Source organism: Sphingobium sp. TCM1 (genome assembly GCF_001650725.1).
Lineage (GTDB): Bacteria > Pseudomonadota > Alphaproteobacteria > Sphingomonadales > Sphingomonadaceae > Sphingobium.
Window position 1 is genome coordinate 144717 of sequence record NZ_LXVX01000013.1, and the last position, 22137, is coordinate 166853.

Here is a 22137-nt window from a genome sequence, read left to right on the forward strand (position 1 = left end):
TCTCTCCCGCCCCGTCAGATATGGATTTCGGTCGGGCGCGTGGTGCGGACCCAGCGCGCGGCGAGCAGGCGCGTGAAGGTCACGGCCGTGAACACGCTGGTCGCGATGCCGATCAGCAGCACGATGGCGAAGCCCTTGACCGGGCCGGAACCCAGCGCCAGCATGATGCCGCCGGCAATGGCGTGGGTCACGTTCGCCTCGAAAATGGTGCGGCTGGCTTCCTTGTAGCCGAACTCGATCGCCTGCACCACGCCGCGGCCCCGCCGCCGCTCCTCGCGGATGCGTTCGTAGATGAGGACGTTGGCATCGACCGCAGTACCGATGGTCAGCACGAAACCGGCGATGCCCGGCAGCGTCAGCGTCGCCCCCAACATGCCCATCACGCCCAGGATCACCGCCACGTTGATGGCGACGGCGATGTTGGCATAGATGCCGAAGCGGCCATAGCTGAGGAACATGAAGCCCGCGACCGCGACCACCGCGATGATCGAGGCGATCATGCCGGCGCGGATCGAGTCCGCTCCCAGGCCGGGTCCGACCGTGCGTTCCTCCACCACGGTCAGCGCGACCGGCAGCTTACCAGACCGCAGGGCGATGGCGAGCTGGTTGGCGCTTTCGACGGTGAAGCTGCCTGCGATCTGGGCGCTTCCGCCCAGGATCGGCTCGTTGATATTGGGAGCCGACAGCACCTTGCCGTCCAGGATGATGGCGAAGGGACGATTGACATTCTGCGACGTCACCTGGCCGAATTTGCGGCCGCCCGATCCGTTAAAACGGATGTTGACGATCGCCTCGTTGCTCTGGCCGTAGCCTTGGGTGGCGTCGGTCAGATCCTCGCCGGACACCATCACTTGGCGCTTCACCGCGATCACCGGCACGCCGCTCGGATTGTTTGGATAAGGCAGGACTTCGCTGCCCACCGGCGCGCGGCCCTGCGCCACTTCGGCCGGGTTGGCCGTGGTGTCGACCAGCTTGAATTCCAGCTTGGCGGTCTGGCCGAGCAGATCCTTGAGCGCCTTGGGATCCTGAAGACCTGGCACCTGCACGACGATGCGGTTGCCACCCTGCTGCTGGATGGTCGGCTCGCGCGTGCCCATTTCGTCGATGCGCTTGCGAATGACCTCGGTCGCGACTTCCATCGCGCTCTTGACCGCATTGTCGATGCCCGCATCGGTGGGCGTGATGACAATGGTGGAGCTGTTCACCACCTCGACATTGAAATCGCGCTGCCCGGTCAGGCCCGCGCCCTGCGTCAGCGGCCGGATGCGCTCGACGGCGGCATCCACCTGGGCGGGATCGCGCACCATGAAGCTGAGCTTCCCGTCGCGGCTGGAGATATCGCCGATCGCGATCCTGGGATCGCCACGGCGCAATTCCGTGCGAACCTGCTCCTCCATGTTGGTCAGCCGCTGCTTGGCAACGTCCTGGGTCGATGCTTCGAGCAGCAGATGGCTGCCGCCCGCCAGGTCGAGGCCGAGATTGACGCGCGTCTGCATGAAGCCGGGCAGCTTCGCGACGGTCGCGTCGGGCAGGAAGCTGGGCACGGCGCACACTACGCCGATGACCAGGGGCAGGAGGATCGCGGCGACCGCCCAGCGCGAAAAGTTCAGCATGACGCCGCTCAGTCGTTCGCGGGCTTGGCGGTGGCCGGGTCGATCACGTCGGTCAGGGTCGACTTGACCGCCTTCACCTTCATGCCGGGGGCCAGTTCGACATCGGCGTAAATCTCGTCGACCCGCACGACCTTGCCGACAAGACCACCGCCGGTGACGACCTGATCGCCCTTCTTCACGGCGTCGATCTTCGCCTTATGCTCCTTCATCTTCTTCTGCTGCGGACGGATAAGCAGGAAATAGAAGACCACGAAGATCAGGACCAGCGGCGCCATCTGCACCAGGACACTGGCGCCGGAGGCTTGCCCGCCCGCGGTCTGGGCAAAGGCTGGAGTAATGAACATGGGTGGGACTGCCTTATTTTCTGTCGGTCGCGGATGCCGGTCGGCACCCACGGATCAAGGGCGGGCGGCTAACACAGATGCGCCGGGCGAGGCAATATGATTAGGGATTCGGCCCTGCCGTGAAAAGAGCTGCGATTGAGCGCTTGCAACTTCGCTCGCGTGCTTCTAAAGGGCGCCCTCCGGTCGGGACGTAGCGCAGCCTGGTAGCGCATCACACTGGGGGTGTGGGGGTCGGAGGTTCGAATCCTCTCGTCCCGACCAAAATCACGGAAGCATGGTTAAAGCACAATTTTAGCAGTGCTCCATGCGCCTGCCATCGGTCATTGCGCAGGTCTGCAGGGCTTTCCTTGATACTGATGCCGCACGACCTTGTATTCGGCTCCGGTCCATCGCGTCACCGGGAAGCAGAAGCCCGGCCCGCCAATCTCTATGTCCGGCCATCCGTTCGACGCTTTGATCGCAAGGATGGTGGGTAAGCCAGGACTGCTGGTCATGAGCCGCCATGTCCCGTCCGCCTGCTTGCTGACGAGTGAAAAACCCGTGCCTGTCATCCCGAAACAGAAGTTGCTCCCCTCCGAAATGATCGCCTCCGGCCGCCCGTCACCGTTCAAGTCCCGAAAATCGTCGATCTGCCCCGGCGTGTAGGCAGCGCTGCCCGGATCGTCGCAATTTCTCCACTTCCCCGCTTCGAGCCGGAAGCCCGCCGCGATGAACGCCGCCTTTACATCGACGGGCGATGGCGCCGCCTGCGCAAGGGCTGGAGACCAGGTCCAGAGAATCGAGATGGCCGCTGCAACTGTCCGTAGGCGCATGAGTCCCTCCCGTTGCGGTCGGCATGATAGCATGTGTCGCAGCGCGCATCACGCGCCAACGGCATCCGGCCAACCGCTCGCCTGCGCTTGTCGGGCCGCCGCAATTTTACGCTGTCCTACAGCGAACCATATGGGATAACTAGGCCGCCTCTTTCGACAGCAGGAGGCCATTATGGACATAGACGACCTGATCGACGAGGTCATTGCCCGCGAAGGCGGATATAGCGATCATCCAGCCGATCGCGGCGGGCCGACGAACATGGGCATTACCCAGGCTGTGGCCCGCGCCAACGGCTATACCGGCGCCATGCAGGCATTGCCGCGCTGCGTCGCGGAAAATATCTACCGTCGGCTCTATTGGGAACGGCCCGGATATGCCTTTGTGGCGGAGACGAGTTGGTCGATTGCAGCGGAATTGTTCGACACGGCGATCAATATGGGCGTCGCCGCCGCAACCGGCTTTCTCCAGCGCGCGCTCAACGCGCTGAACCGCAACCAGAAGGATTATCCCGATCTGAAGGTCGATCGCAGCCTGGGCGCCCGCACCCTGGCCGCCCTTCGCGCCTTCCGCGCGCTGCGTGGAGCGGCGGGCGACAGGGTGCTGCTCAAGGCGATCGAGGCGCTCCAGGGCGAGCGCTATATCGCGCTGGCCGAAAGCCGGCCCGCCAACGAGGTCTTTCTCTATGGCTGGCTGGCGAACCGGATCGGTTCAGGAGAAATGCAATGACCAAGGCCAGAGAGGAGGACGGCGACATCTGGACGGCACGGGCGCGCCCGGCCTTCCTGTACGTCATGTACATGCTGCTGCTCTGGTCGGTGCCGATGGGTCTGATCGCGGGCGTCCAGCCCCAGACGGCGGCGGCGATCATCGCGGGAATGCGCGCCTATCTCAATGCCTTGCCCGAACCGCTCTATGCGCTCTTCGGCACCGGTTATCTGGGCTACACCGCCGCCCGCGCCTGGGGCAAGGCGAAGGGGGTGGAACGATAGCACCCCTTTACCCTTCCGCCGGGAAATGGGCCTTGATGAAGTCCAGCACCAGCCGCACGCGCGGCGGCAGGCGGCGATGCGACGGGTGAACCGCGAAAATGTCGAGCGGGGCGATCATGCTGCCGGGCAGCACCGGCACCAGCCGTCCCGCCGCCATGTCCGCGACCACGCGGATTGCCGGAAGCAGCGCGATGCCAAGGCCACTAAGCGCCGCGCGATGCACCGCCTCGCTATTGTCCGAGCGAAAGGCGCCCGCCACAAGCCGTTCCCGCCCGTCGATCATCCAGCGCGCAGGCCGATCGCCATAGGCATAGGCGATGCACTGATGCGCGCCGAGATCGTCCGCGCTGCCCGGCGCGCCATGGCGCGCAAGATAATCGGGATGGGCGACCAGCCGCCGCGACAATGCCCCCAGGGGATGCACCACCAGACTGTCATCGCCGATCGGCCCTACCCGCAGCGCCAGGTCCAGCCGATCCTCCACTACGTCGCGCTGCCAGTCGGTCATCGCGCAGTCGATCTGCAATCCGGGATGGCGCACGATCAATTCCCCCAGCCGCTCGACATAATGCAGCCCTAGCGCGGTCGTCAGCCCGATCCGGACCAGCCCACGCGGCTGGTCCCGGGCCGGACCGAAATCCGCCTCCGCCGCGTCCAGCGCATCGAGCATGGCGCGGGCGTGGACGAGCAGCCGGTCGGCGTCCGCCGTGGGAACCAGGCGTCGTGTCGAACGATGGAACAACGGCAGACCGAAATGCGCTTCCACTTGATCCAGCCGCCGGGCGATCGTGGTATGACTGGCGTGCATCTCCTGCGCGACGCGCGAGAAGCTAGGCATTTCATGGAGGCGAACGAATGTCCGCATCGCGATCAACAGATCAGACATTTGAACGCCGTCCGCACAATATTTGTGCGGTGAATCCTTATTGTCTTCCTGCCTGAAAAGCCAGAACGGAAGGCGCGAAGCGGCCCGATTGACCGCAGGAGTGAGAGGACGACATGACCAATCGCATCGCCCATGGCGCCCTGGCGTCGAAGCGGCGGTCCGCCGAGGACGCCGCCGCCCTGATCCATGATGGCATGACCGTGGGGATGAGCGGCTTCACCGGATCGGGCTATCCCAAGGCGGTGCCGCTGGCGCTGGCCAGGCGTATCACGGCCGCGCATCAGGCGGGCGAGCATTTCCGCGTGAAAATCTGGACCGGCGCGTCCACCGGCCCCGAATTGGACGGCGCGCTGGCCCAAGCGGACGGCGTCGAATTCCGGCTGCCCTACAATAGCGATCCCATCGCCCGCGAGCGCATCAATCGCGGCGAGATGCACTATTTCGACATGCATCTGAGCCAGGTCGCGCCGATGGCGTGGCAGGGCTTCCTGGGCGAGCTGGACATCGCCGTGATCGAAGTGACCGGCGTCACGGCGGACGGCGCCCTCATCCCTTCCGCGTCGGTCGGCAACAACAAGACCTGGATCGACCGCGCCAAGGGCGTGATCCTGGAGGTCAATCGTTGGCAGAACCCCGCTCTGGAGGGGATGCACGACATTTATTACGGCACCGCCCTGCCGCCCCATCGCATACCTATCCCACTGGTGCGCGCCGACCAGCGCATCGGCCAGCCGACCTTCCGCTGCGATCCCGACAAGGTGATCGCGCTGGTCGAAACCGACGCGCCCGACCGCAACGCCCCCTTTTCCTCACCCGACGCCACCGCCCATGCGATCGCCGGCCATCTGCTCGATTTCCTGAGCCATGAAGTGCGAAAGGGACGGCTGCCCGCCTCGCTGCTGCCGCTGCAATCGGGGGTCGGCAATATCGCCAACGCCGTGCTGACAGGGCTGATCGACGCCCCGTTCGAAAATATGGTCGCCTATACCGAGGTGATCCAGGACGGGATGCTGGACCTGCTCGAATCGGGCAAGCTGCGGATGGCCAGCGCCACCGCCTTCTCGCTGTCGCCGGAAGCCGCCACCCGTCTCAACGCCGACATGGCTCGCTTCCGCGACAGGATGATCCTGCGACCGCAGGAGATCAGCAACCATCCCGAACTGGTCCGGCGGCTGGGCTGCATCGCGATGAACGGCCTGATCGAGGCCGACATCTACGGCAACGTCAACAGCACCCACCTCATGGGATCGCGCATACAGAACGGCATCGGCGGATCGGGGGACTTTGCGCGCAACGCCTATCTGTCGGTTTTCATGACGCCCTCGACCGCCAAGCGCGGCGCGATCTCGGCGATCGTGCCCCATTGCAGCCATGTCGATCATATCAATCAGGATGTGCAGGTGATCGTGACCGAGCAGGGCCTGGCCGACCTGCGCGGCCTTGCTCCGCGCCAGCGGGCGGACGTCATCATCGCCAACTGCGCCCATCCCGATTTCCGGCCGATGCTGGCGGACTATTATGCCAGGGCGCTAAAAGGCAGCTTCGGCCTGCAATCGCCGATGCTGCCCGGCGAGGCGCTCGCCTGGCACCAGCGCTATATCGATACCGGCACGATGCGGAGTTAGGCGCGGGGCCGGCATTGCTTTCAACCGACCCCGGCCCGCATCATGCCTTGCGAGCCTGCCCAGCGCACGGGCAGGCCCGCCCTTCCATGGTCATTTGCGCCAGACATGAGAGGGGCCGCCGAGACCAAGCTCGACGGCCCATCATTGACATGGTCAGCGGCCGGAAGTGCCGCCCAAGGGAATGTGTGTCGCGCTATCGCCCGCCAGCAGACCGGATCTGAGATAGGTGCCTGTATGTCGGCGCTCAGGGCCTGCGATCGAGGATCGACGCCAAGGCGTCGCTCAGCCGCGCATTTCCCGAATGGACTTGACCGACCCCATTGCTGAACCATGAGACATCGGATCACCTCCTTTCGCTATATTGAGCCCTATGGCCGGCGTCGGATCACCCCTTCATCCGTCCATGAAGTGAAATGTGAATCAGACGGACCCTATCTTCAAGCCTTGTATTTTTCTTTTTTGGAATCATAATTCTTCGTCCGCGCGGCACGGCTTGGCCAGTTTTCTCCTCAGCCTCGGCAATCCTCGACCACCCGCGCCACCTCTGCCCAGGCCGGGACAATCAGCGGGCTCAAGCCCTGCACTTCGACGCCGATCTTGCCACGGCTATAGGCCATCTGATCCAGCGCGCTGTCGGTAGCGGCCCTCGTCGCGATCACCTGCGGTTGCGCGCCTGCATCGAGCGTGGCGGGCCAACTGACCGCGCCATAGCTGGTGCGGATCACCATCGCTCCCTGTCCGGCACCGGCGCGTAGGGCGGTGATGCGGCGGCTCGCCGGGTCGCATCGCAGCGTGAAGAGCGACTGCCCCGCGGACCCGAACAGGGCCGCGCTGCCGCCGGCATCCTGACGATAGCTCCAGCTGCCCGGCGTGAGCGCGCGATCCTCCCACGCGAGGGCAGGCGGGGGAGGCGGGGCGGGCGAGGCCTGTGGCGCCGGAGGCGGCGCAGGCAAGGCGCGCGCCGGCGCAGGGGTTCGACTCGGCGGCCCGACACAGGACGCAAGCAGAACCAGCAGGGACGAGGCGGCAAGGGCGGGTGAAAAGCGCATGGGGGCCGTCATGCCGGACCATGCGGGACCGCTCAACCCGAAAAGGTCGAAGCGATGCTCAGCGCCGCCAGCGCGCCCAGATGGCGGTCGGCAGGGCGATGCCCCGCGCCTCCTCCCGCACCGCCAGTTCGCCCGCCTCGACCGTGCCGGGCAGGTCGGCAAAGGCCTGGCGCAGCAATTCGCCGATCGCCAGCGCCGACATGCGGACGGCATAGACGGTCAGGAACAGAAAGCGGCTATCGGCATCGAGCAGCGCGCGGCAATTGGCGATGAGACCGGGCAGATCCTCCTCCAGCCGCCAGACCTCGCCATCGGGGCCGCGGCCATATTTGGGCGGGTCGAGCAGGATACCGTCATAACGGCGGCCACGCCGGACTTCGCGGGCGACGAACTTGGCGGCGTCCTCGACGATCCAGCGGACGGGCTTGTCCTCCATGCCCGACAGCGCGGCGTTGGCGCGGGCCTGGGCTACCGATTTCTTGGACGCATCGACATGGACCATGCGCGCGCCGCCGGCCGACAGCGCCAGCGTGCCGACGCCGGTATAGCCGAACAGGTTCATGACCTCGGCGTCGGGCTTGTCGGCGATGGCGCCGCGCAGAGTATCCCAGATCGGCGCCATGTCGGGAAAGAAGCCGAGATGACGGAAAGGGGTGCAACTCGACTGGAAGGTCACTTCCTTCCAGTGCAGCGGCCAGCCTTCGGCCGGGACCGGATTTTCATAATACCAGCGGCCGCCGCCATCCTCGTCCGAACCGGGGATGAATTCGCCGTCGGCTCGCCAGTCGGTGGTCGCGGGCTTCCACATCGCCTGCGGTTCCGGGCGGATGAAGCGGAAACGGCCATAGCGCTCCAGCTTGCGGCCGTCGCCCGAGTCAAGCAGGCCGTAATCCGACCAGGGTTCGCCGATGAGGGTCTTGAGTTCCAACCCCGCCTCGTCAGCCGCGCGGCGTCGCGCGTTCGGCGACATAGGCGGTGATCGCCTCGAACGTGCCGGGCAGCCGGGCGTAGCTCTCCTCGCGCGAGAAGAGATCACCCACGCGCGGCGGCAGCGGCGGACGGGTGCCGGTAGCGCGCTCGACAGCGTCGGGGAATTTCGCGGCGTGCGCCGTCGCCAGCGTCACCACAGGCACGGACGCGTCCACACCCGCCCCGCGCGCGGCGGCAAGGCCGATGGCGCTGTGCGGGTCGATCACCTGTCCGGCCGCGTCATAGGCCCAGCGCATCGCCATGGTCATGCCGTCGGCGTCGATGCGCGAGGAGGTGAAGAGCCGCGAAGCGCCTTCCCGCTGCGCGTTGGTGAGGCGCATCGCCTTGCTCGCCTCGAACCCGCGCATCTGCTCCGCCAGCGCGAGCCCGTCGCGTCCGCCAGCGTCGAACAGCAGCCGCTCGAAATTGGAACTGACCTGGATGTCCATGCTAGGGGTCGCGGTCGGGACGACCTGGCCCTGGCTGTAATCGCCTTCGGCCAGCGCACGATGCAATATGTCGTTGACGTTGGTGGCGACGATCAGCTTCGCGACCGGCAGGCCCATCTGCGCCGCGACATAGCCCGCGAACACGTCGCCGAAATTGCCGGTGGGGACGGAGAAGGCGACTTCCCGGTCCGGTGCGCCCAGCCGCACGGCGGCGTAGAAATAATAGACGACCTGCGCCATCAGCCGCGCCCAGTTGATGCTGTTGACGGCCGACAGGTTGAAACGGCTCTTGAAATCGGCGTCGTTGAACATCGCCTTCACCAGCGCCTGCGCATCGTCGAAGCTGCCGTCGATGGCGATATTGTAGACGTTGGGCGCCAGCACGGTGGTCATCTGGCGCCGCTGCACGTCGGAGACGCGGCCTTCGGGATGGAGCATGAAGATGTCGATCTTCGCCCGGCCCGCCACAGCGTCGATCGCCGCCGACCCGGTGTCGCCCGACGTGGCGCCGACGATGGTCAGGTGATCGTCCCGACGCGACAGAAAACGCTCGAACAACTGGCCGAGCAGCTGGAGCGCGACATCCTTGAAGGCGAGCGTCGGGCCATGGAACAGCTCCAGCACCCAATGCTGATGGTCGAGCTGGACCAGCGGCGTCACGGCCTGATGGCTGAAGCGGCCATAGGCAGCGGCGCAAAGCTCCCGCAGTTCATCTTCGGCAAGTGAGCCCGCGACGAAGGGCATCATCACCCGTACGGCGGTTTCGACATAGGAAAGGCCGGACAGGGCGCGAATCTGGTCCGCGGTGAAGCTCGGCCAGCTGGTCGGCAGATACAGGCCGCCATCGGACGCCAGCCCAGCCAGCGTCACATCCTCGAACCCGAGCGCAGGCGCGCTCCCCCTGGTGCTCTCATATTGCATAATGGAAAAGCGCGGTAGCGATACGCGGCCCGAGGAGCAAGCGTTTAGGCGGCGTTCGACGCGTTCCGGCGGCGCAGCGCGAGAATATAGATAATCACCGCGACCGCCGCGAAGAAGAACCATTGCACTGCATAGGCGAGATGGTTGTTGGGCAGGTCGGCGGCACTGGGCGGCGCGACGGGCTTGAGGCCGGGAGGCGCCTGCCGCGCGATCAGCATCGGACGCAGCGGGGAAGCCTTCCCGCCCATGCGCGTAAGCAGCGCGCGATGGTCGGGTTCCTGGCTGATCCAGCCTTCGACCTGGCCGCCCGTCCAGGCGGGCTTGTCGTCCGGCTTCTGCCCGACGCCGACGGCGACCAGCACCCCCGGCCCTTCCGCGCCCGTCGAACAATGGGCGATATGGCGATAGCCGCTGCTGCCGTCTGCGGCGCGGCCGGCCTCCACCTGCCATTGGACCACGGTCAGGCAATGGACCGAGGAGGGGCGGAAGAGGATCGCGGGATCCACCGGCGCCAGTTTCGGGAATGCGATCGCGGGGCGGCCGGGATTGGCTGCGGCGAGGGCCAGCGCCTCCGCCTTCCCGGCACGGCGCTGGAGCTGCCAGGCGCCCAGCGCGATCATCGCCAGCACCGCCAGCACGACCATGATGGTCGGAACGATCGGAAGCCGTGCGGATTGCGGGCGATCGGTGGGGTCAGGCGGGAGGGACATCGCGGTCCTCAATAGCTGTACGAGCGCGAAAAGAAAACGGCCGGAGCATCACCCCGGCCGCTATTCAAGTCAGGCTTCGACCGGCGGCTCAGCCGCCATGGACCGGCGCGCCCCAGCCGCCCCAGACATAGATGGCGACGAACAGGAACAGCCACACAACGTCGACGAAATGCCAGTACCAGGCGGCGGCCTCGAAGCCGAAATGCTGGCGCGGTGTGAAATGGCCCTTATAGGCCCGGACCAGGTTCACGGCCAGGAAGATGGTCCCGACCAGGACGTGGAAGCCGTGGAAGCCGGTCGCCATGTAGAAGGCCGAGCTATAGGGATTGCCGCCGAAATCGAAGGGGGCATGGGCATATTCATAGGCCTGGATGCACGAGAAGATCGCGCCCAGGATGATGGTGCACCACAGCCCCTTGATCAGGCCGTCGCGGTCTCCGTGGATCAGCGCGTGATGCGCCCAGGTCACCGTGGTGCCCGAGCAGAGCAGGATCAGCGTGTTGAGCAGCGGCAGCTCGAACGCGTTCATCACCTCCACGCCCTTGGACGGGAACAGCCCTTCGATCGGCGCCAGTTCGCTCGGGAAGAGCGAGAAGTCGAAAAAGGCCCAGAACCAGCCGACGAAGAACATCACTTCCGAAGCGATGAACAGGATCATGCCATAGCGCAGATGCAACTGGACGACCGGCGTATGGTCCCCCGCATGGGCTTCGGCGACGACATTGCTCCACCAGCTGAACATGGTGAAGAGCACACCGGCCATGCCGATCAGGAATATCCAGCCGCCGCCCGGCCCCATCGCGTCGGGATGCATCCACATGATCGCGCCCGATGCCATGACCAGCGCCGACATGGAGCCGAAGAGCGGCCAGATGCTGGGTGGAAGGATGTGATAATCGTGATTCTTTGCGCCTGCCATGACCTGCTCTTCCCTGCTCCTGTTCTTGGCTATTTTCCTTAGCTTGCCTTCTTGCCCTGCTCAACAGGGTAGAAAGTGTAGCTGAGCGTTATCTGTTGCGTGTCCCTGTTGTCCGGATCGTCCAGAATCCTGGGATCGACATAATAGAGGACCGGCATCCGCACCTCCTCACCCGGTTGCAATGTCTGCTGCGTGAAGCAGAAACACTGGATCTTGGTGAAATAGGCGCCGGCCTGTGTCGGGGTGACGTTGAAGCTGGCGGTGCCGGTGACCGGCTTGTCCGACAGGTTCTTCGCGACGAAGATCGCCATGTCCTTCGCGCCGACGGTCACGGTGTCGGTCCGGTGTTCCGGGTAGAATTGCCACGGCATTCCCGGCTGGACATTCGAATCGAAGCGGATCGACATGGTGTGGCCGACCGCCGCACGCACCTGCCCGCCCGCTTGCGCCCGCTGGGTCGTTCCGCCAAAACCCGTCGTTTCGCAGAAGATGCGATAGAGCGGCACGGAGGCGAAGCCCAGCCCCAGCATCGCCAGCCCCACCAGCGCCGTTGCGACCAGCGTGCGCCGATTGCGCCGGTCCCGTTCGAAGGGCGAAGGGGGCAGCGTCGCCATCAGATCTGATGGCTCGCGCCGATCTTCGCCAGTGTGATGGCGAAGAAGAGGATGACGAGGAAGCCCAGCAGCAGGCCGGTCACGATCGCCCGCGATTTCTGTCGCGCGCGCACCTGATCCTGTTCCTCCGGCGTCACGCCAGCAGCCAGCGGTCGACGACCACCGCCCCGAACAGCAGGAAAAGATAGAGGATCGAATATTTGAACAGCCGCTTTTCCGGCGCCATGCGCGCGGGATCGCTTTCGCGCCGGCGATAGACCTGGAACGCCAGGGCGGCGAAGACCGCCGTGCCGAGCAGGGCGGCGGTGCCATAGATGGCCCCGGTCAGTTGCAGAAGCACCGGCGCCATTGCCGCGACCGCCATGATCGCGGTGTAGAGCCAGATCTGCCGACGCGTGGCCACCTCACCCGATACGACGGGCAGCATGGGGATGCCGGCGGCGGCGTAATCGGTCTTCACGAACAGCGCGAGCGCCCAGAAATGGGGCGGCGTCCAGAAGAAGATCAGCATGAACAGAGCGACGGGCAGTGCGCTGATGTCCCCCGTCACGGCCGCCCAGCCGATCACCGGGGGGAAGGCGCCGGCCGCGCCGCCGATCACGATATTCTGGGCCGTGCGGGGCTTGAGCCAGATAGTGTAGACGAAGACGTAGAAGAGGATCGAGACGGTCAGTACCGCGGCGGCGAGCCAGTTGGTCGCTACGCCCATCAGCAGGACCGAGAAGAAGGAGAGGCCAACGCCGAAATGCAGCGCCGCCTGCCGGTCCATCCGGCCGGCGGGCAGCGGACGGTTGGCGGTGCGCTTCATCTTGGCGTCGATGTCCGCTTCCCACCACTGGTTCAGCGTGGCGGCCGCGCCGGCGCCCAGCGCGATGCAGAGAATCGCCGTAAAGGCCAGCACGGGATGGATGTGCCCCGGCGCGGCGAGCAGCCCGCATAGGCCCGTAAACACGACCAGCGTCATGACGCGCGGCTTTGTGAGCGCGACGAAATCCCGCCAATGGGCGGGCATTACCGGCTTGCTCATCCCGGACATGATCGGCGAACTGGCCATAAGCTCCTCTTGTATCAGTCGCGCGCCCCTTAAAGGCGCGCGCCGATTCCCGCAACGGACAGACGGTCCCACCCCCCGGCGCCCGTTCGCAGCGCGCCGCACCCGGCCGGAGCCGAGGCGGCGCCCTGCGGCCATCAGTCGACGACCGGCAGCGTTTCGAACTGGTGGAAGGGCGGCGGGCTGGACAGCGTCCATTCCAGCGTCGTTGCGCCTTCGCCCCAGGGATTGCCCTCCGCCCGGCGGCCGGCGAACAGCGACCAGAAGACGTTGACGAGGAAGATCAGCACGCCGACCGCCATGATCTCATAGCCATAGGTTGCGATCTTGTTCCAGTAAGCGAAGGCTTCCGGATAGTCGGGATAGCGGCGCGGCATCCCGCTCAGGCCCAGGAAGTGCATCGGGAAGAACAGCATGTTCACGCCGACGAAGAACACCCAGAAATGCAGCTGACCGAGGAACTCGTTATACATCCGGCCCGACATTTTCGGGAACCAGTAGTAGAAGCCCGCAAAGAGCGAGAAGACCGCGCCCAGCGAGAGGACGTAATGGAAGTGCGCGACGACATAATAGGTGTCGTGCAGCACGTCATCGACGCCGCCATTGGCCAGCACCACGCCGGTGACGCCGCCCACGGTGAACAGGAAGATGAAGCCCAGCGCCCAGACCATCGGGGTCTTGTAGCTGATCGACCCGCCCCAGATCGTCGCGATCCAGGAGAAGATCTTGATGCCGGTGGGGACGGCGATGACCATCGTCGCGGCGGTGAAATACATCTTCACATTCACGGACATGCCGGTGGTGAACATGTGGTGCGCCCAGACGACGAAGCCGACCACGCCGATCGCGACCATGGCATAGGCCATGCCGAGATAGCCGAACACCGGCTTGCGGCTGAAGGTCGAGATGATCTGGCTGACGATGCCGAAGCCCGGCAGGATCATGATATAGACTTCCGGGTGACCGAAGAACCAGAAGAGATGCTGGTAGAGTTCGGGATCGCCGCCACCGGCCGCATCGTAGAAGGTGGTGCCGAAATTGCGATCGGTCAGCAGCATGGTGATCGCGGCGGCGAGAACCGGCAGCGCGAGCAGCAGGAGGAAGGCGGTGACCAGCACCGACCATACGAACAGCGGCATCTTGTGCAGGGTCATCCCCGGCGCGCGCATGTTGAGGATGGTGGTGATGAAGTTGATCGCGCCCAGGATCGAGCTGGCGCCCGCAATGTGGAGCGACAGGATCGCCATGTCGACGGCGGGACCGGCCGAGCCGCTGGTCGAAAGCGGCGCGTAGACGGTCCAGCCGGTGCCCGCGCCGTTGCCGGTGCCGCCGGGAACGAAGGTCGAGCCCAGGAGCAGGGCGAAGGCGGGGATGAGCAGCCAGAAGCTGATATTGTTCATCCGCGGGAAGGCCATGTCCGGCGCGCCGATCATGATCGGCACGAACCAGTTGCCGAAGCCGCCGATGATCGCGGGCATCACCATGAAGAAGACCATGATGAGGCCGTGGGCGGTGATCAGCACGTTCCACAGATGATACGCCTGGTCCATCGTCGCCGACGAACCTTCCAGCTGCTGCGCCCAGGCGTGAAGATACTGGATGCCCGGCTGCGCCAGTTCGGCGCGCATCAGCCCCGAAATCGCACCGCCGATAAGGCCGGCCAGGATCGCGAAGATCAGATAGAGGGTGCCGATGTCCTTGTGATTGGTGGACATGAACCAGCGCTGGAAGAAGGCCGGCTTGTGATCGGCATCATGATGATCGTGGGCATGATCGCCGTGATGATCTGCGGTGATGGTGGTCATGGCGTTCCTACCCCTGCATCAAATCTTTTTTGCGCCATCGGCCGGAGCGGCCTGGGCGGTCGTTGCCGCCTCTTCCTTTTTCAGCGAACCGCCCTGCGAGCGCACCCACTGGTCGAACTGTTCGGGCGGCAGCGCCTCGATCGCGATCGGCATGAAGCCGTGGCGCGCGCCGCACAGTTCCGAACATTGGCCATAATAGACGCCCGGCTTCTCGATGGTGAAGCTCTTCTCGTTCAGGCGGCCCGGCACGGCGTCCATCTTCACCCAGAGCGAGGGCACGGCGAAGCTGTGGATGACGTCGGCGGCGGTGATGATCAGCTTGACCGGGCGGCCGGCGGGCAGAACCAGCCGATTGTCGGGCGCCAGCAGATAAGGCTCGCCATTGGCCCTGGCCTTGTCCTCCGGCAGCATGTTGGACACGAACTCGGCGATACCGGCGTCGGGATATTCATAGCCCCAATACCATTGATAGCCCGTAACCTTGACGGTCAGCGCATCCTTGGGCGCGGGCTTGTACTGGTCGGCGAGCAGGCCGATGGACGGCACCGCGATCGCCAACAGGATGAGCACCGGCACGACCGTCCAGATGACTTCGATGAAGGTGTTGTGCGATGTCTTCGACGGCACCGGATTGGCGCTGCGGCGATAGCGGACCATCACATAGAGCATCAGGGCCAGCACGAGGATGGAAATGATGGTGATGATCGGCAGCAGCAGCACGTCATGCAGCCAGCGCGCACTGCGCCCGGTTTCGGTAAATTGTTCCTGCAGCGTGATTTCGCCAGGACGGGGCATACCGATGCCTTCGGTCGGTTTCATCCGCGGCGGGGCCGCGACCTTGGCCACGGGGGCAGCTTCGGCGGCCGGCGCGGCGGCGTTCGCCGCCGATTCGGCGGGCGCCGCGGCATTGTCCGCAACCGGCGCAGCGACGGCGGCGTCATCCTGTGCAAAAGCGTGGCCGTTCATCGCGACGGCGGGCGCAAAGGCCAGCAAACCGGCGAGAACGAGCGATTTCACCTTTTTCATAGCCTCTTCATACCCCTAACCCCTTGGCGCCGCTGCAGCGAAGCCGCACATTGCGTGCATGGACTTCGCCCGGTCGGTTCTGACGCGGCTTATAGGCAGGGTTTCCGCCCGCCTCAAGCACAGATGGAGCAGATTTTCTTCGCTGTTGCAACGCATCCCCTGCCCGCCTATTTCGCAGGTCCGCGCACAGGGGCGCGGACGGGACGCGCAGGCGCGCGCCTTTTGATGCAGGGCAGTGGGCCGGGACGCGGACAGGCGCCGGGGCCACGCGACAGGATTAGTGAACGGCATGACTGACGAGGAAGTATTGGCGGAATTCCGGGCAGCGGGCGCGCTGCTCGAAGGGCATTTCATCCTGTCGTCGGGTCGCCGCAGCGCCAATTATCTGCAATGCGCGCGGGTGCTGATGAACGCCGATCGCGCCGGCAAGCTGGCCCGCGCCACGGTGCAGAAGCTGCCACGCGAATTGCGGCAGGAGATCGACCTGGTCGTTTCGCCGGCCATGGGCGGCCTCATCATCGGTCATGAAATCGGTCGCGCGCTCGACAAGGACGCCGTGTTCCTGGAGCGCCCCGAAGGGACGTTCGAGCTGCGCCGCGGCTTCGCCATATCGCCCGGGCAGAAAGTGCTGATGGTCGAGGACGTGGTGACGACAGGCCTCTCCTCCCGCCAGGCGATCGAGGCGGTCGAAAAGGAAGGCGGCATCGTCGTGGCCGAGGCCGCGCTGGTCGACCGTTCGGCCGGCGAGGTCGACCTGGGCGTGCCCTTCTACCCGCTCGTGTCGATCAACTTCCCTGTCTATAACGAGGATGCCGTGCCGCCCGAACTGGCGGCGGTGCCGGCGATCAAGCCCGGCAGCAGGAAGCAGTAAGCGATGAGCGCTGCCCCCCTGCGCCTTGGCGTCAACATCGACCATGTGGCGACCATCCGGAACGCGCGCGGGGGCGAGCATCCCGATCCGGTCAAGGCCGCGCTGCTCGCGGTGAAGGCCGGGGCGGACGGCATCACCGCCCATCTGCGCGAGGATCGGCGCCATATCCGCGACGCGGATATCGCGATGCTGATGGCGGCGCTGGACGTGCCGCTGAACCTGGAAATGGCGGCGACGCCGGAGATGCTGGAAATCGCGCTCAAGCATCGCCCGCACGCCGCCTGCATCGTCCCGGAAAAGCGCGAGGAGCGCACTACCGAGGGTGGTCTCGACGCGGCCGGGCAGATCGGGGCGCTGACGCCGATCGTCGCCCGGCTCAACGACGCGGGCATCCGCGTGAGCCTGTTCATCGAGGCCGACGCCGCGCAGATCGAGGCCGCGATCCGGCTGGGCGCGCCGGTGGTGGAATTTCACACCGGCGCCTATGCCCATCTCGACGGATCGGCGCGCGCGGCGGAACTGCGGCGGATCGCCGACGCGGCGGCGCTGGCGGCCAAGAACGGCATCGAACCCCATGCCGGCCACGGCCTGACCTTCGACAATGTCGCGCCGATCGCCGCCATCCCGCAGGTCGCCGAGCTCAATATCGGCCATTTCCTGGTCGGCGAGGCGATCTTCGGTGGGCTGGAGGGCAGCATCCGCGAAATGCGGCGGCAGATGGACCTGGCCCGTTGATCATCGGCCTCGGCTCCGATCTCTGCAATATCGAGCGGATCCAAAACTCGCTCGACCGCTTCGGCGAGCGGTTCGTCCAGCGCGTGTTCACCGATGTCGAGCAGGCCAAGGCCAACCGCCGCCCCTTTACCAGGGCCGGGACGCTAGCCAAGCGTTTCGCCGCCAAGGAGGCCTTTTCCAAGGCGGTCGGCACCGGGTTCAAGGCGGGCGTGTTCATGAAGGACATCGGCGTGGTCAACGCGCCGTCCGGCGCACCGACGCTCGCGCTGACGGGCGGCGCGCTGGCGCGGCTGGAAGCCATGGTTCCGGCGGGACACAGGCCGGTCATTCATCTGACGCTCACTGACGATCATCCATGGGCGCAGGCCTTCGTCATCATCGAGGCACTGCCCCTGTGAGCGACAATCATCCCAACGAAAGCCAGCCCGTGACGGCCATCGACCTGCCTGACGACCAGCCCGCCCCCGATATGCCGGACCAGGCCGAAACGAAGCCGGCGGTCAACTGGTGGCATGAGGTGAAAAGCATCACGCTGCTGATCCTGGCGGTGCTGGCCTTCCACAGCTTCGTCGCCAAGCCCTTCTACATCCCCAGCGAATCGATGATGCCGGTGCTGCTGACCGGCGACCGGCTGGTGGTGAGCAAATTTCCCTATGGCTGGTCCTATGTCTCACCCAGTTTCCATCCCCTGCCCTTCCTGAAGGGCCGCATCCTGGGCCGCCTGCCCGAGCGCGGCGACATCGTCATCGTGTCGCCGCAAAACCGGCGCGAGGATTATATCAAGCGCGTGATCGGCCTGCCCGGCGACATCATCGAGGTGCGCGGCGGCCAGGTGATGCTGAACGGCGTGGCGGTGAAGCAGAAGGCGATGAAGCCGCTGCGCATCCCGGTGGACGGCAACGCTCCCTGTTCGCCGCTGCAATTCCCCGGTGCCCGCATCACCGGCAAGGACGGGCGCGATTATTGCGAACTGCCGGTGCGGCAGGAAATCCTGCCCAACGGCAGGAGCTACGTCACGATCGACATGGGGCCGAGCGCGCTCGACTGGTACGGTCCGGTGCGCGTGCCGGCGAACCATGTCTTCCTGATGGGCGACAATCGCGACAACAGCGCCGACAGCCGCGCCCCGCTGGAGGAAAATGGCCTGGGCGGGCCGGTGCCGTGGGAGGCGATCGGCGGCCGGGCGGAGTTCATCACCTTCAGCCTCGACGGCGATTCGACCTGGAACCCGCTGAGCTGGCTCCATGCCTTCCGCGGCGGACGCGCGGGGAACAGCCTGCGCCCGGAGAGCGTTACCGACCCGAAATAGACTGGCTGAAAGGGGTTCGGGTTTGAGCGACAGGCACCATCATGTCGAGGAACCCGGCCCCAGCGAAATGCGCAGCGCGCTGGTCCAGCATGAACTGAAACGCGCGGGCGTCTGGTTCGCGATCGGCATCGCGATCGCACTGGTCGTGCTCCTGGCCCAGCCGCTGATGCTCATCATGGGCGCGCTGGTGCTGGCGACGATGATGGACGGCGGCGCGCGCCTGCTGGGCCGGGTGCTGCCGATCGCGCGGGGGTGGCGCCTGACCATCGTGCTTCTGGGCGCGGTCGCCTTCCTCGCCTATACTTTCTACCTCACCGGATCGAGCCTGGCCGAGCAGGCGCAGGCGATGCGCGGCATCGTCGAGGCGCAGGTGGCGCGGATCGGCGGCTGGATGCAGCAATTGGGCGTCAGCACCACGCCCGATGACCTGAAAAGCCTGGCACAGCAGGCGATGAGCAGCATGGGCCGGGTGACGGCGGCGGTCGGCACCGCGGTGGGCGCGATCACCAGCGCCGTCATGATGCTGGTGCTGGCGATTTTCATCGCGGTCGAACCGAAGCTCTACGAGCGCGGCGTCGCCTGGATGCTGCCGATGGAAAAGCGCGCGCATTTCTACCGCATCGCCGACCGGATGGGATGGACGCTGCGGCGGCTGATGTTCGGGCGGCTGATCGGCATGGCGGTGGAGGGGGTGGGCACTTGGCTGCTGCTGTGGGCCGGCGGCGTGCCGATGGCGGGGCTGCTGGGCATCCTCACCGGACTGTTCGCCTTCCTGCCCAATCTCGGCTCGATCATATCGGGCATCCTCATCATCCTCGTCGGCTTTTCGGCGGGAACCGACACGGGGCTCTATGCCTTCGGCGTCTATCTGGCGGTGCAGGTCGTCGATGGCTATCTGATCGTGCCGATGGTGGCCAAGCGCGCGACCGACCTGGCGCCGGCGCTGGTGCTGGCGGCGCAGATCCTGTTCGGCGCGCTGTTCGGCATCATCGGCCTGTTCCTGGCCGATCCGATCGTGGCGATGATCAAGGTCTATCTGGAGGAGCGGTCCAAGGCGATGGCCGCCGGGCGCGACGCGGAGAGCTAGGCCAATCCCTTTCATTGGCATGTCCCGGGGCCGGGAACGTCCCGGCTGTCCGATGCTTGATCTCATGATAGCATGACACAGTTTTGAGAGAGGAGTCGCGCCATGACCATCGGCCTGGACAAGGAGAAGAAGCTGCATTTCGACCTCACCAATGTCGGAATGCGCGCCCAGGCGACCGCCGTAGGCTTGTTGCAGCTGTGCCGGGAACTGAGGAGCGCCGGCATATTGGACGATGCGGCGGTCGAGCGGATCAAGAACGCCATCGCATGCGACATAGAGGTGTCGGCGCCGCGATCGGTCGCCACCCCCGCCTATCGGCGCGACATCAAGGGGCGGTTGGACCAGTTGTTCGCGGGCGAGGCGAAGATCGGCAGCGCCGATGCCCTGGCCTTCGGCGCGACGGCCGACACGGCCTGTCGCGATCCGGACTGAACGGACAAAAGAAAAGGGGCCGACAAACGGCCCCTTCCTCGACTCATCCGGCTGCGTGGGTCACTGACCCGCTGGTGGCATCGCGCCAGGCTGCGGCATACCGCCCTGCTGCTGCATCATCTGCTGCTGCAACTGCATCAGTTCCGCCTTCGACTTGAAATCGTGCAGCGTCACGTCGAACACCAGCACCGAACCGCCGGGGATCGGGCCATTGTCGGCATCGCCATAGCCCAGCTGCGGCGGAATCCACAGGCGGTACTTGCCGCCCTTCTTCATCTTTTGCAGCCCTTCCGAGAAACCGGGCACGACGCCGTCGATCGGCATCGGCGCCTGCGGATTCTCGTCGAAGACCGTGCCGTCGAGCAGCGCGCCCTTGTAGCCGACCAGCGCGACGTCGGACGTGGTCGGGCTGGCGCCCGTGCCTTCCTCCAGCACTTTGTACTGGAGGCCCGATTCGGTCGTCACCACGCCATCTTCACCGGCATTCTGCGACAGGAAAGCCGCCGGCGACGCCGCGACACCCTGCTGCCCCGCCCATGCCAGGCCGCCCGCGGCCAGCGCGACGGCGGCAATGCCGACCCAGAGCCGCGTCAGCGACCCCTTGGCGATAGGACGAAGGGGAACAGCCGTCGTGGACATGGGCGTGCGCTCGCTAATTCAGGGCAGGAAAGTCGTCGGCAAACGGGGCCGCAGGATGCCGGCCCCGTCAGAACAGCGTCTTAACGGACGCCGTCGCGCTCGGCGCGCTTGCGCTCCATCTTGCGCGCGCGGCGGACCGCGGCGGCCTTTTCACGGGCGCGCTTTTCCGACGGCTTCTCGTAGTGACGACGCAGCTTCATTTCGCGATACACGCCTTCACGCTGCAGCTTCTTCTTGAGCGCGCGGAGGGCCTGGTCGACATTGTTGTCGCGAACGATGATCTGCATAAGTCCGTCAATCTCCAATCAAAAACGGGCGGTTCGCCGGGACATCCAGTCCTTCCCGACGGCCCGACCGAATAGCAAAGCCAGTGAGTCGTCGCAGGTCATCCTGCGCCATGTGGGCGGCGCCCTATCAGCAGAGTCGCGCAAATTCAACCCAAAAGGCCCGATCCTCGACTTTTGCGACGAGCGGGCGGATAGTGGCGCGATAAAAGACACAGGAGGATCGCCATGGCAACCACCGCGCCCAAGCCCAGCATGTCGCCCGAAGAATGGGAGGCGCGCCAGCAGCTCGCCGCCTGCTACCGCATCTTCGACCATATGGGCTGGTCGGAACTCATCTACAACCACATCACCCTGCGGGTGCCGGGGGAAGACAATGCCTTCCTCATCAATCCGTTCGGCCTTGGCTATCATGAGGTGACGGCGTCCAACCTGGTCAAGATCGACATTGACGGCCATGTGCTGGACGGCAGCGCCTATCCGGTCAACCGGGCGGGCTTCACCCAGCACAGCGTGTTCCACCGGCACCTGCCTGACGCCCATTGCATCATCCACACCCACACGACCGCCGGCATGGCGGTGAGCGCGTGCGCCGAAGGGCTGCGGCCGATCAGCTTCTATGCCGCCGCCTTCATCGGCCGCATCGCCTATCACGACTTTGAAGGGGTCACGATTCGGCCAGAGGAAGGCGAACGGCTGATCGCGCATCTGGGGGACAGGCGGGTGATGATGCTGCGCAATCACGGAACCCTGGTGATGGCGTCGACCCTGCCCGAAGCCTTCCTGAAGCAGTGGATGCTGCAACGGGCGTGCGAGATCCAGGTGGCGGCGGGCGCGGCGGGAACGCCGATCGACATCCCGCCTGAGGTGATCGCGGTGCATCAGCGTGACCTGTCCGGGGTGCAGCTGCCCGTCGGGCCGGGGGTGCCGGATTTCCAGTCCATGGTGCGGGTGATCGACCGGATCGATTCGAGCTGGCAGCGGTAAAGGCCGACGC

Annotated in this window: 26 protein-coding genes and 1 tRNA gene; 11 read left to right on the plus strand and 16 right to left on the minus strand. The window is 65.5% G+C overall.

All coding sequences use genetic code 11. The annotated features are described in order from the left end of the window. Positions 1 to 14: 14 nt before the first annotated feature. Both secD and yajC read right to left on the minus strand, forming a co-directional pair. The gene (secD, locus tag A7Q26_RS12035; protein WP_066859693.1) at positions 15 to 1613 is read right to left on the minus strand and encodes a protein translocase subunit SecD; all 1599 of its coding nucleotides are present in this window, start codon (positions 1611 to 1613) and stop codon (positions 15 to 17) included. Between the two features lie 8 nt (positions 1614 to 1621). Then, positions 1622 to 1957 carry a preprotein translocase subunit YajC gene (gene yajC, locus A7Q26_RS12040; protein WP_066859696.1) on the minus strand — a complete coding sequence of 112 codons (336 nt, stop codon included), beginning with the start codon at positions 1955 to 1957 and terminating at the stop codon, positions 1622 to 1624. A 184-nt stretch (positions 1958 to 2141) separates the two neighbouring features. Here yajC and A7Q26_RS12045 point away from each other — a divergent pair. Further along, positions 2142 to 2218, plus strand: a tRNA-Pro gene (locus A7Q26_RS12045). 59 nt (positions 2219 to 2277) lie between these two features. On the opposite strand, the gene A7Q26_RS12050 is transcribed toward A7Q26_RS12045, so the two are convergent. Next, positions 2278 to 2769, minus strand: coding sequence for a hypothetical protein (locus tag A7Q26_RS12050; RefSeq protein WP_066859699.1), 492 nt, complete (start codon positions 2767 to 2769; stop codon positions 2278 to 2280). Between the two features lie 172 nt (positions 2770 to 2941). On the opposite strand from A7Q26_RS12050, the gene A7Q26_RS12055 reads away from it, so the two are divergent. Together A7Q26_RS12055 and A7Q26_RS12060 are read left to right on the plus strand one after the other, a co-directional pair. After that, positions 2942 to 3496, plus strand: coding sequence for a glycoside hydrolase family 108 protein (locus tag A7Q26_RS12055; protein ID WP_066859701.1), 555 nt, complete (start codon positions 2942 to 2944; stop codon positions 3494 to 3496). Then, entirely contained in the window at positions 3493 to 3759 is a 267-nt protein-coding gene (locus A7Q26_RS12060; protein WP_066859704.1) for a 3TM-type holin, read from the plus strand. Before A7Q26_RS12055 ends, A7Q26_RS12060 begins: the two co-directional genes overlap by 4 nt. Positions 3760 to 3766: 7 nt before the next feature. On the opposite strand, the gene A7Q26_RS12065 is transcribed toward A7Q26_RS12060, so the two are convergent. Then, positions 3767 to 4645 (minus strand): LysR family transcriptional regulator, encoded by an 879-nt coding sequence (locus tag A7Q26_RS12065; RefSeq protein ID WP_066859707.1) that lies wholly within the window; start codon positions 4643 to 4645, stop codon positions 3767 to 3769. A 113-nt stretch (positions 4646 to 4758) separates the two neighbouring features. Here A7Q26_RS12065 and A7Q26_RS12070 point away from each other — a divergent pair, with 113 nt between their 5' ends. Next, positions 4759 to 6270 (plus strand): acetyl-CoA hydrolase/transferase family protein, encoded by a 1512-nt coding sequence (locus tag A7Q26_RS12070; RefSeq protein WP_066859710.1) that lies wholly within the window; start codon positions 4759 to 4761, stop codon positions 6268 to 6270. A 509-nt stretch (positions 6271 to 6779) separates the two neighbouring features. On the opposite strand, the gene A7Q26_RS12075 is transcribed toward A7Q26_RS12070, so the two are convergent. The 10 genes from A7Q26_RS12075 to coxB form a co-directional block, all read right to left on the minus strand. Beyond that, complete coding sequence (locus tag A7Q26_RS12075; protein WP_066859713.1) at positions 6780 to 7319, minus strand: hypothetical protein; 540 nt, start codon at positions 7317 to 7319, stop codon at positions 6780 to 6782. A gap of 58 nt (positions 7320 to 7377) precedes the next feature. Next, positions 7378 to 8247 (minus strand): class I SAM-dependent methyltransferase, encoded by an 870-nt coding sequence (locus tag A7Q26_RS12080; RefSeq protein WP_066859845.1) that lies wholly within the window; start codon positions 8245 to 8247, stop codon positions 7378 to 7380. Between the two features lie 10 nt (positions 8248 to 8257). Further along, entirely contained in the window at positions 8258 to 9658 is a 1401-nt protein-coding gene (thrC, locus tag A7Q26_RS12085; RefSeq protein ID WP_066859716.1) for a threonine synthase, read from the minus strand. A 44-nt stretch (positions 9659 to 9702) separates the two neighbouring features. Next, positions 9703 to 10368 (minus strand): SURF1 family protein, encoded by a 666-nt coding sequence (locus A7Q26_RS12090; RefSeq protein WP_066859718.1) that lies wholly within the window; start codon positions 10366 to 10368, stop codon positions 9703 to 9705. A gap of 88 nt (positions 10369 to 10456) precedes the next feature. Beyond that, on the minus strand, positions 10457 to 11287 hold the full coding sequence (locus A7Q26_RS12095; protein WP_066859721.1) for a cytochrome c oxidase subunit 3: 831 nt from the start codon (positions 11285 to 11287) through the stop codon (positions 10457 to 10459). 38 nt (positions 11288 to 11325) lie between these two features. Further along, positions 11326 to 11901: a cytochrome c oxidase assembly protein gene (locus A7Q26_RS12100; protein WP_066859724.1), complete on the minus strand. Its 576-nt coding sequence runs from the start codon at positions 11899 to 11901 to the stop codon at positions 11326 to 11328. Then, the gene (locus A7Q26_RS25560; protein ID WP_198162920.1) at positions 11901 to 12038 is read right to left on the minus strand and encodes a hypothetical protein; all 138 of its coding nucleotides are present in this window, start codon (positions 12036 to 12038) and stop codon (positions 11901 to 11903) included. The genes A7Q26_RS12100 and A7Q26_RS25560 overlap by 1 nt, the downstream gene beginning before the upstream one ends. Next, on the minus strand, positions 12035 to 12955 hold the full coding sequence (locus tag A7Q26_RS12105) for a heme o synthase (RefSeq protein ID WP_066859727.1): 921 nt from the start codon (positions 12953 to 12955) through the stop codon (positions 12035 to 12037). The genes A7Q26_RS25560 and A7Q26_RS12105 overlap by 4 nt, the downstream gene beginning before the upstream one ends. Before the next feature lie 134 nt (positions 12956 to 13089). After that, positions 13090 to 14757 carry a cytochrome c oxidase subunit I gene (gene ctaD / locus A7Q26_RS12110; RefSeq protein WP_066859730.1) on the minus strand — a complete coding sequence of 556 codons (1668 nt, stop codon included), beginning with the start codon at positions 14755 to 14757 and terminating at the stop codon, positions 13090 to 13092. An 18-nt stretch (positions 14758 to 14775) separates the two neighbouring features. Beyond that, a complete protein-coding gene (gene coxB, locus A7Q26_RS12115; protein WP_066859733.1) occupies positions 14776 to 15783 on the minus strand; it encodes a cytochrome c oxidase subunit II in 1008 nt (335 codons plus the stop codon). A 289-nt stretch (positions 15784 to 16072) separates the two neighbouring features. On the opposite strand from coxB, the gene pyrE reads away from it, so the two are divergent. The 6 genes from pyrE to A7Q26_RS12145 all read left to right on the plus strand — a co-directional run bounded on the left by pyrE (position 16073) and on the right by A7Q26_RS12145 (position 20217). After that, the gene (gene pyrE, locus A7Q26_RS12120) at positions 16073 to 16654 is read left to right on the plus strand and encodes an orotate phosphoribosyltransferase (RefSeq protein ID WP_066859736.1); all 582 of its coding nucleotides are present in this window, start codon (positions 16073 to 16075) and stop codon (positions 16652 to 16654) included. Between the two features lie 3 nt (positions 16655 to 16657). Next, complete coding sequence (locus tag A7Q26_RS12125; protein WP_066859739.1) at positions 16658 to 17389, plus strand: pyridoxine 5'-phosphate synthase; 732 nt, start codon at positions 16658 to 16660, stop codon at positions 17387 to 17389. Further along, positions 17386 to 17787, plus strand: a complete 402-nt coding sequence (acpS, locus tag A7Q26_RS12130) for a holo-ACP synthase (RefSeq protein WP_066859742.1) — start codon at positions 17386 to 17388, stop codon at positions 17785 to 17787. The genes A7Q26_RS12125 and acpS overlap by 4 nt, the downstream gene beginning before the upstream one ends. A 29-nt stretch (positions 17788 to 17816) precedes the next feature. Then, on the plus strand, positions 17817 to 18698 hold the full coding sequence (gene lepB, locus A7Q26_RS12135) for a signal peptidase I (RefSeq protein WP_198162926.1): 882 nt from the start codon (positions 17817 to 17819) through the stop codon (positions 18696 to 18698). 22 nt (positions 18699 to 18720) lie between these two features. Continuing rightward, positions 18721 to 19785, plus strand: coding sequence for an AI-2E family transporter (locus tag A7Q26_RS12140; protein WP_066859744.1), 1065 nt, complete (start codon positions 18721 to 18723; stop codon positions 19783 to 19785). A 102-nt stretch (positions 19786 to 19887) separates the two neighbouring features. Further along, a complete protein-coding gene (locus tag A7Q26_RS12145; protein WP_066859746.1) occupies positions 19888 to 20217 on the plus strand; it encodes a hypothetical protein in 330 nt (109 codons plus the stop codon). Between the two features lie 60 nt (positions 20218 to 20277). Here A7Q26_RS12145 and A7Q26_RS12150 read toward each other — a convergent pair whose 3' ends face one another. Further along, positions 20278 to 20856 carry an FKBP-type peptidyl-prolyl cis-trans isomerase gene (locus A7Q26_RS12150; protein WP_066859750.1) on the minus strand — a complete coding sequence of 193 codons (579 nt, stop codon included), beginning with the start codon at positions 20854 to 20856 and terminating at the stop codon, positions 20278 to 20280. Positions 20857 to 20936: 80 nt separating this feature from the next. Further along, complete coding sequence (gene rpsU, locus A7Q26_RS12155; protein WP_021226581.1) at positions 20937 to 21143, minus strand: 30S ribosomal protein S21; 207 nt, start codon at positions 21141 to 21143, stop codon at positions 20937 to 20939. 225 nt (positions 21144 to 21368) lie between these two features. Here rpsU and A7Q26_RS12160 point away from each other — a divergent pair, with 225 nt between their 5' ends. Next, the gene (locus tag A7Q26_RS12160; RefSeq protein WP_066859754.1) at positions 21369 to 22127 is read left to right on the plus strand and encodes a class II aldolase/adducin family protein; all 759 of its coding nucleotides are present in this window, start codon (positions 21369 to 21371) and stop codon (positions 22125 to 22127) included. The last annotated feature ends 10 nt before the right edge of the window (positions 22128 to 22137 follow it).

Excerpts from the sequence above, each read along its gene's own strand:
- secD (WP_066859693.1), bottom strand. The coding sequence starts at position 1,613 with ATGCTGAACTTTTCGCGCTGGGCGGTCGCCGCGATCCTCCTGCCCCTG.
- yajC (WP_066859696.1), bottom strand. The coding sequence starts at position 1,957 with ATGTTCATTACTCCAGCCTTTGCCCAGACCGCGGGCGGGCAAGCCTCC.
- A7Q26_RS12050 (WP_066859699.1), bottom strand. The coding sequence starts at position 2,769 with ATGCGCCTACGGACAGTTGCAGCGGCCATCTCGATTCTCTGGACCTGG.
- A7Q26_RS12055 (WP_066859701.1), top strand. The coding sequence starts at position 2,942 with ATGGACATAGACGACCTGATCGACGAGGTCATTGCCCGCGAAGGCGGA.
- A7Q26_RS12060 (WP_066859704.1), top strand. The coding sequence starts at position 3,493 with ATGACCAAGGCCAGAGAGGAGGACGGCGACATCTGGACGGCACGGGCG.
- A7Q26_RS12065 (WP_066859707.1), bottom strand. The coding sequence starts at position 4,645 with ATGTCTGATCTGTTGATCGCGATGCGGACATTCGTTCGCCTCCATGAA.
- A7Q26_RS12070 (WP_066859710.1), top strand. The coding sequence starts at position 4,759 with ATGACCAATCGCATCGCCCATGGCGCCCTGGCGTCGAAGCGGCGGTCC.
- A7Q26_RS12075 (WP_066859713.1), bottom strand. The coding sequence starts at position 7,319 with ATGCGCTTTTCACCCGCCCTTGCCGCCTCGTCCCTGCTGGTTCTGCTT.
- thrC (WP_066859716.1), bottom strand. The coding sequence starts at position 9,658 with ATGCAATATGAGAGCACCAGGGGGAGCGCGCCTGCGCTCGGGTTCGAG.
- A7Q26_RS12090 (WP_066859718.1), bottom strand. The coding sequence starts at position 10,368 with ATGTCCCTCCCGCCTGACCCCACCGATCGCCCGCAATCCGCACGGCTT.
- A7Q26_RS12095 (WP_066859721.1), bottom strand. The coding sequence starts at position 11,287 with ATGGCAGGCGCAAAGAATCACGATTATCACATCCTTCCACCCAGCATC.
- A7Q26_RS12100 (WP_066859724.1), bottom strand. The coding sequence starts at position 11,901 with ATGGCGACGCTGCCCCCTTCGCCCTTCGAACGGGACCGGCGCAATCGG.
- A7Q26_RS12105 (WP_066859727.1), bottom strand. The coding sequence starts at position 12,955 with ATGGCCAGTTCGCCGATCATGTCCGGGATGAGCAAGCCGGTAATGCCC.
- ctaD (WP_066859730.1), bottom strand. The coding sequence starts at position 14,757 with ATGACCACCATCACCGCAGATCATCACGGCGATCATGCCCACGATCAT.
- coxB (WP_066859733.1), bottom strand. The coding sequence starts at position 15,783 with ATGAAAAAGGTGAAATCGCTCGTTCTCGCCGGTTTGCTGGCCTTTGCG.
- pyrE (WP_066859736.1), top strand. The coding sequence starts at position 16,073 with ATGACTGACGAGGAAGTATTGGCGGAATTCCGGGCAGCGGGCGCGCTG.
- A7Q26_RS12125 (WP_066859739.1), top strand. The coding sequence starts at position 16,658 with ATGAGCGCTGCCCCCCTGCGCCTTGGCGTCAACATCGACCATGTGGCG.
- A7Q26_RS12145 (WP_066859746.1), top strand. The coding sequence starts at position 19,888 with ATGACCATCGGCCTGGACAAGGAGAAGAAGCTGCATTTCGACCTCACC.
- A7Q26_RS12150 (WP_066859750.1), bottom strand. The coding sequence starts at position 20,856 with ATGTCCACGACGGCTGTTCCCCTTCGTCCTATCGCCAAGGGGTCGCTG.
- rpsU (WP_021226581.1), bottom strand. The coding sequence starts at position 21,143 with ATGCAGATCATCGTTCGCGACAACAATGTCGACCAGGCCCTCCGCGCG.
- A7Q26_RS12160 (WP_066859754.1), top strand. The coding sequence starts at position 21,369 with ATGGCAACCACCGCGCCCAAGCCCAGCATGTCGCCCGAAGAATGGGAG.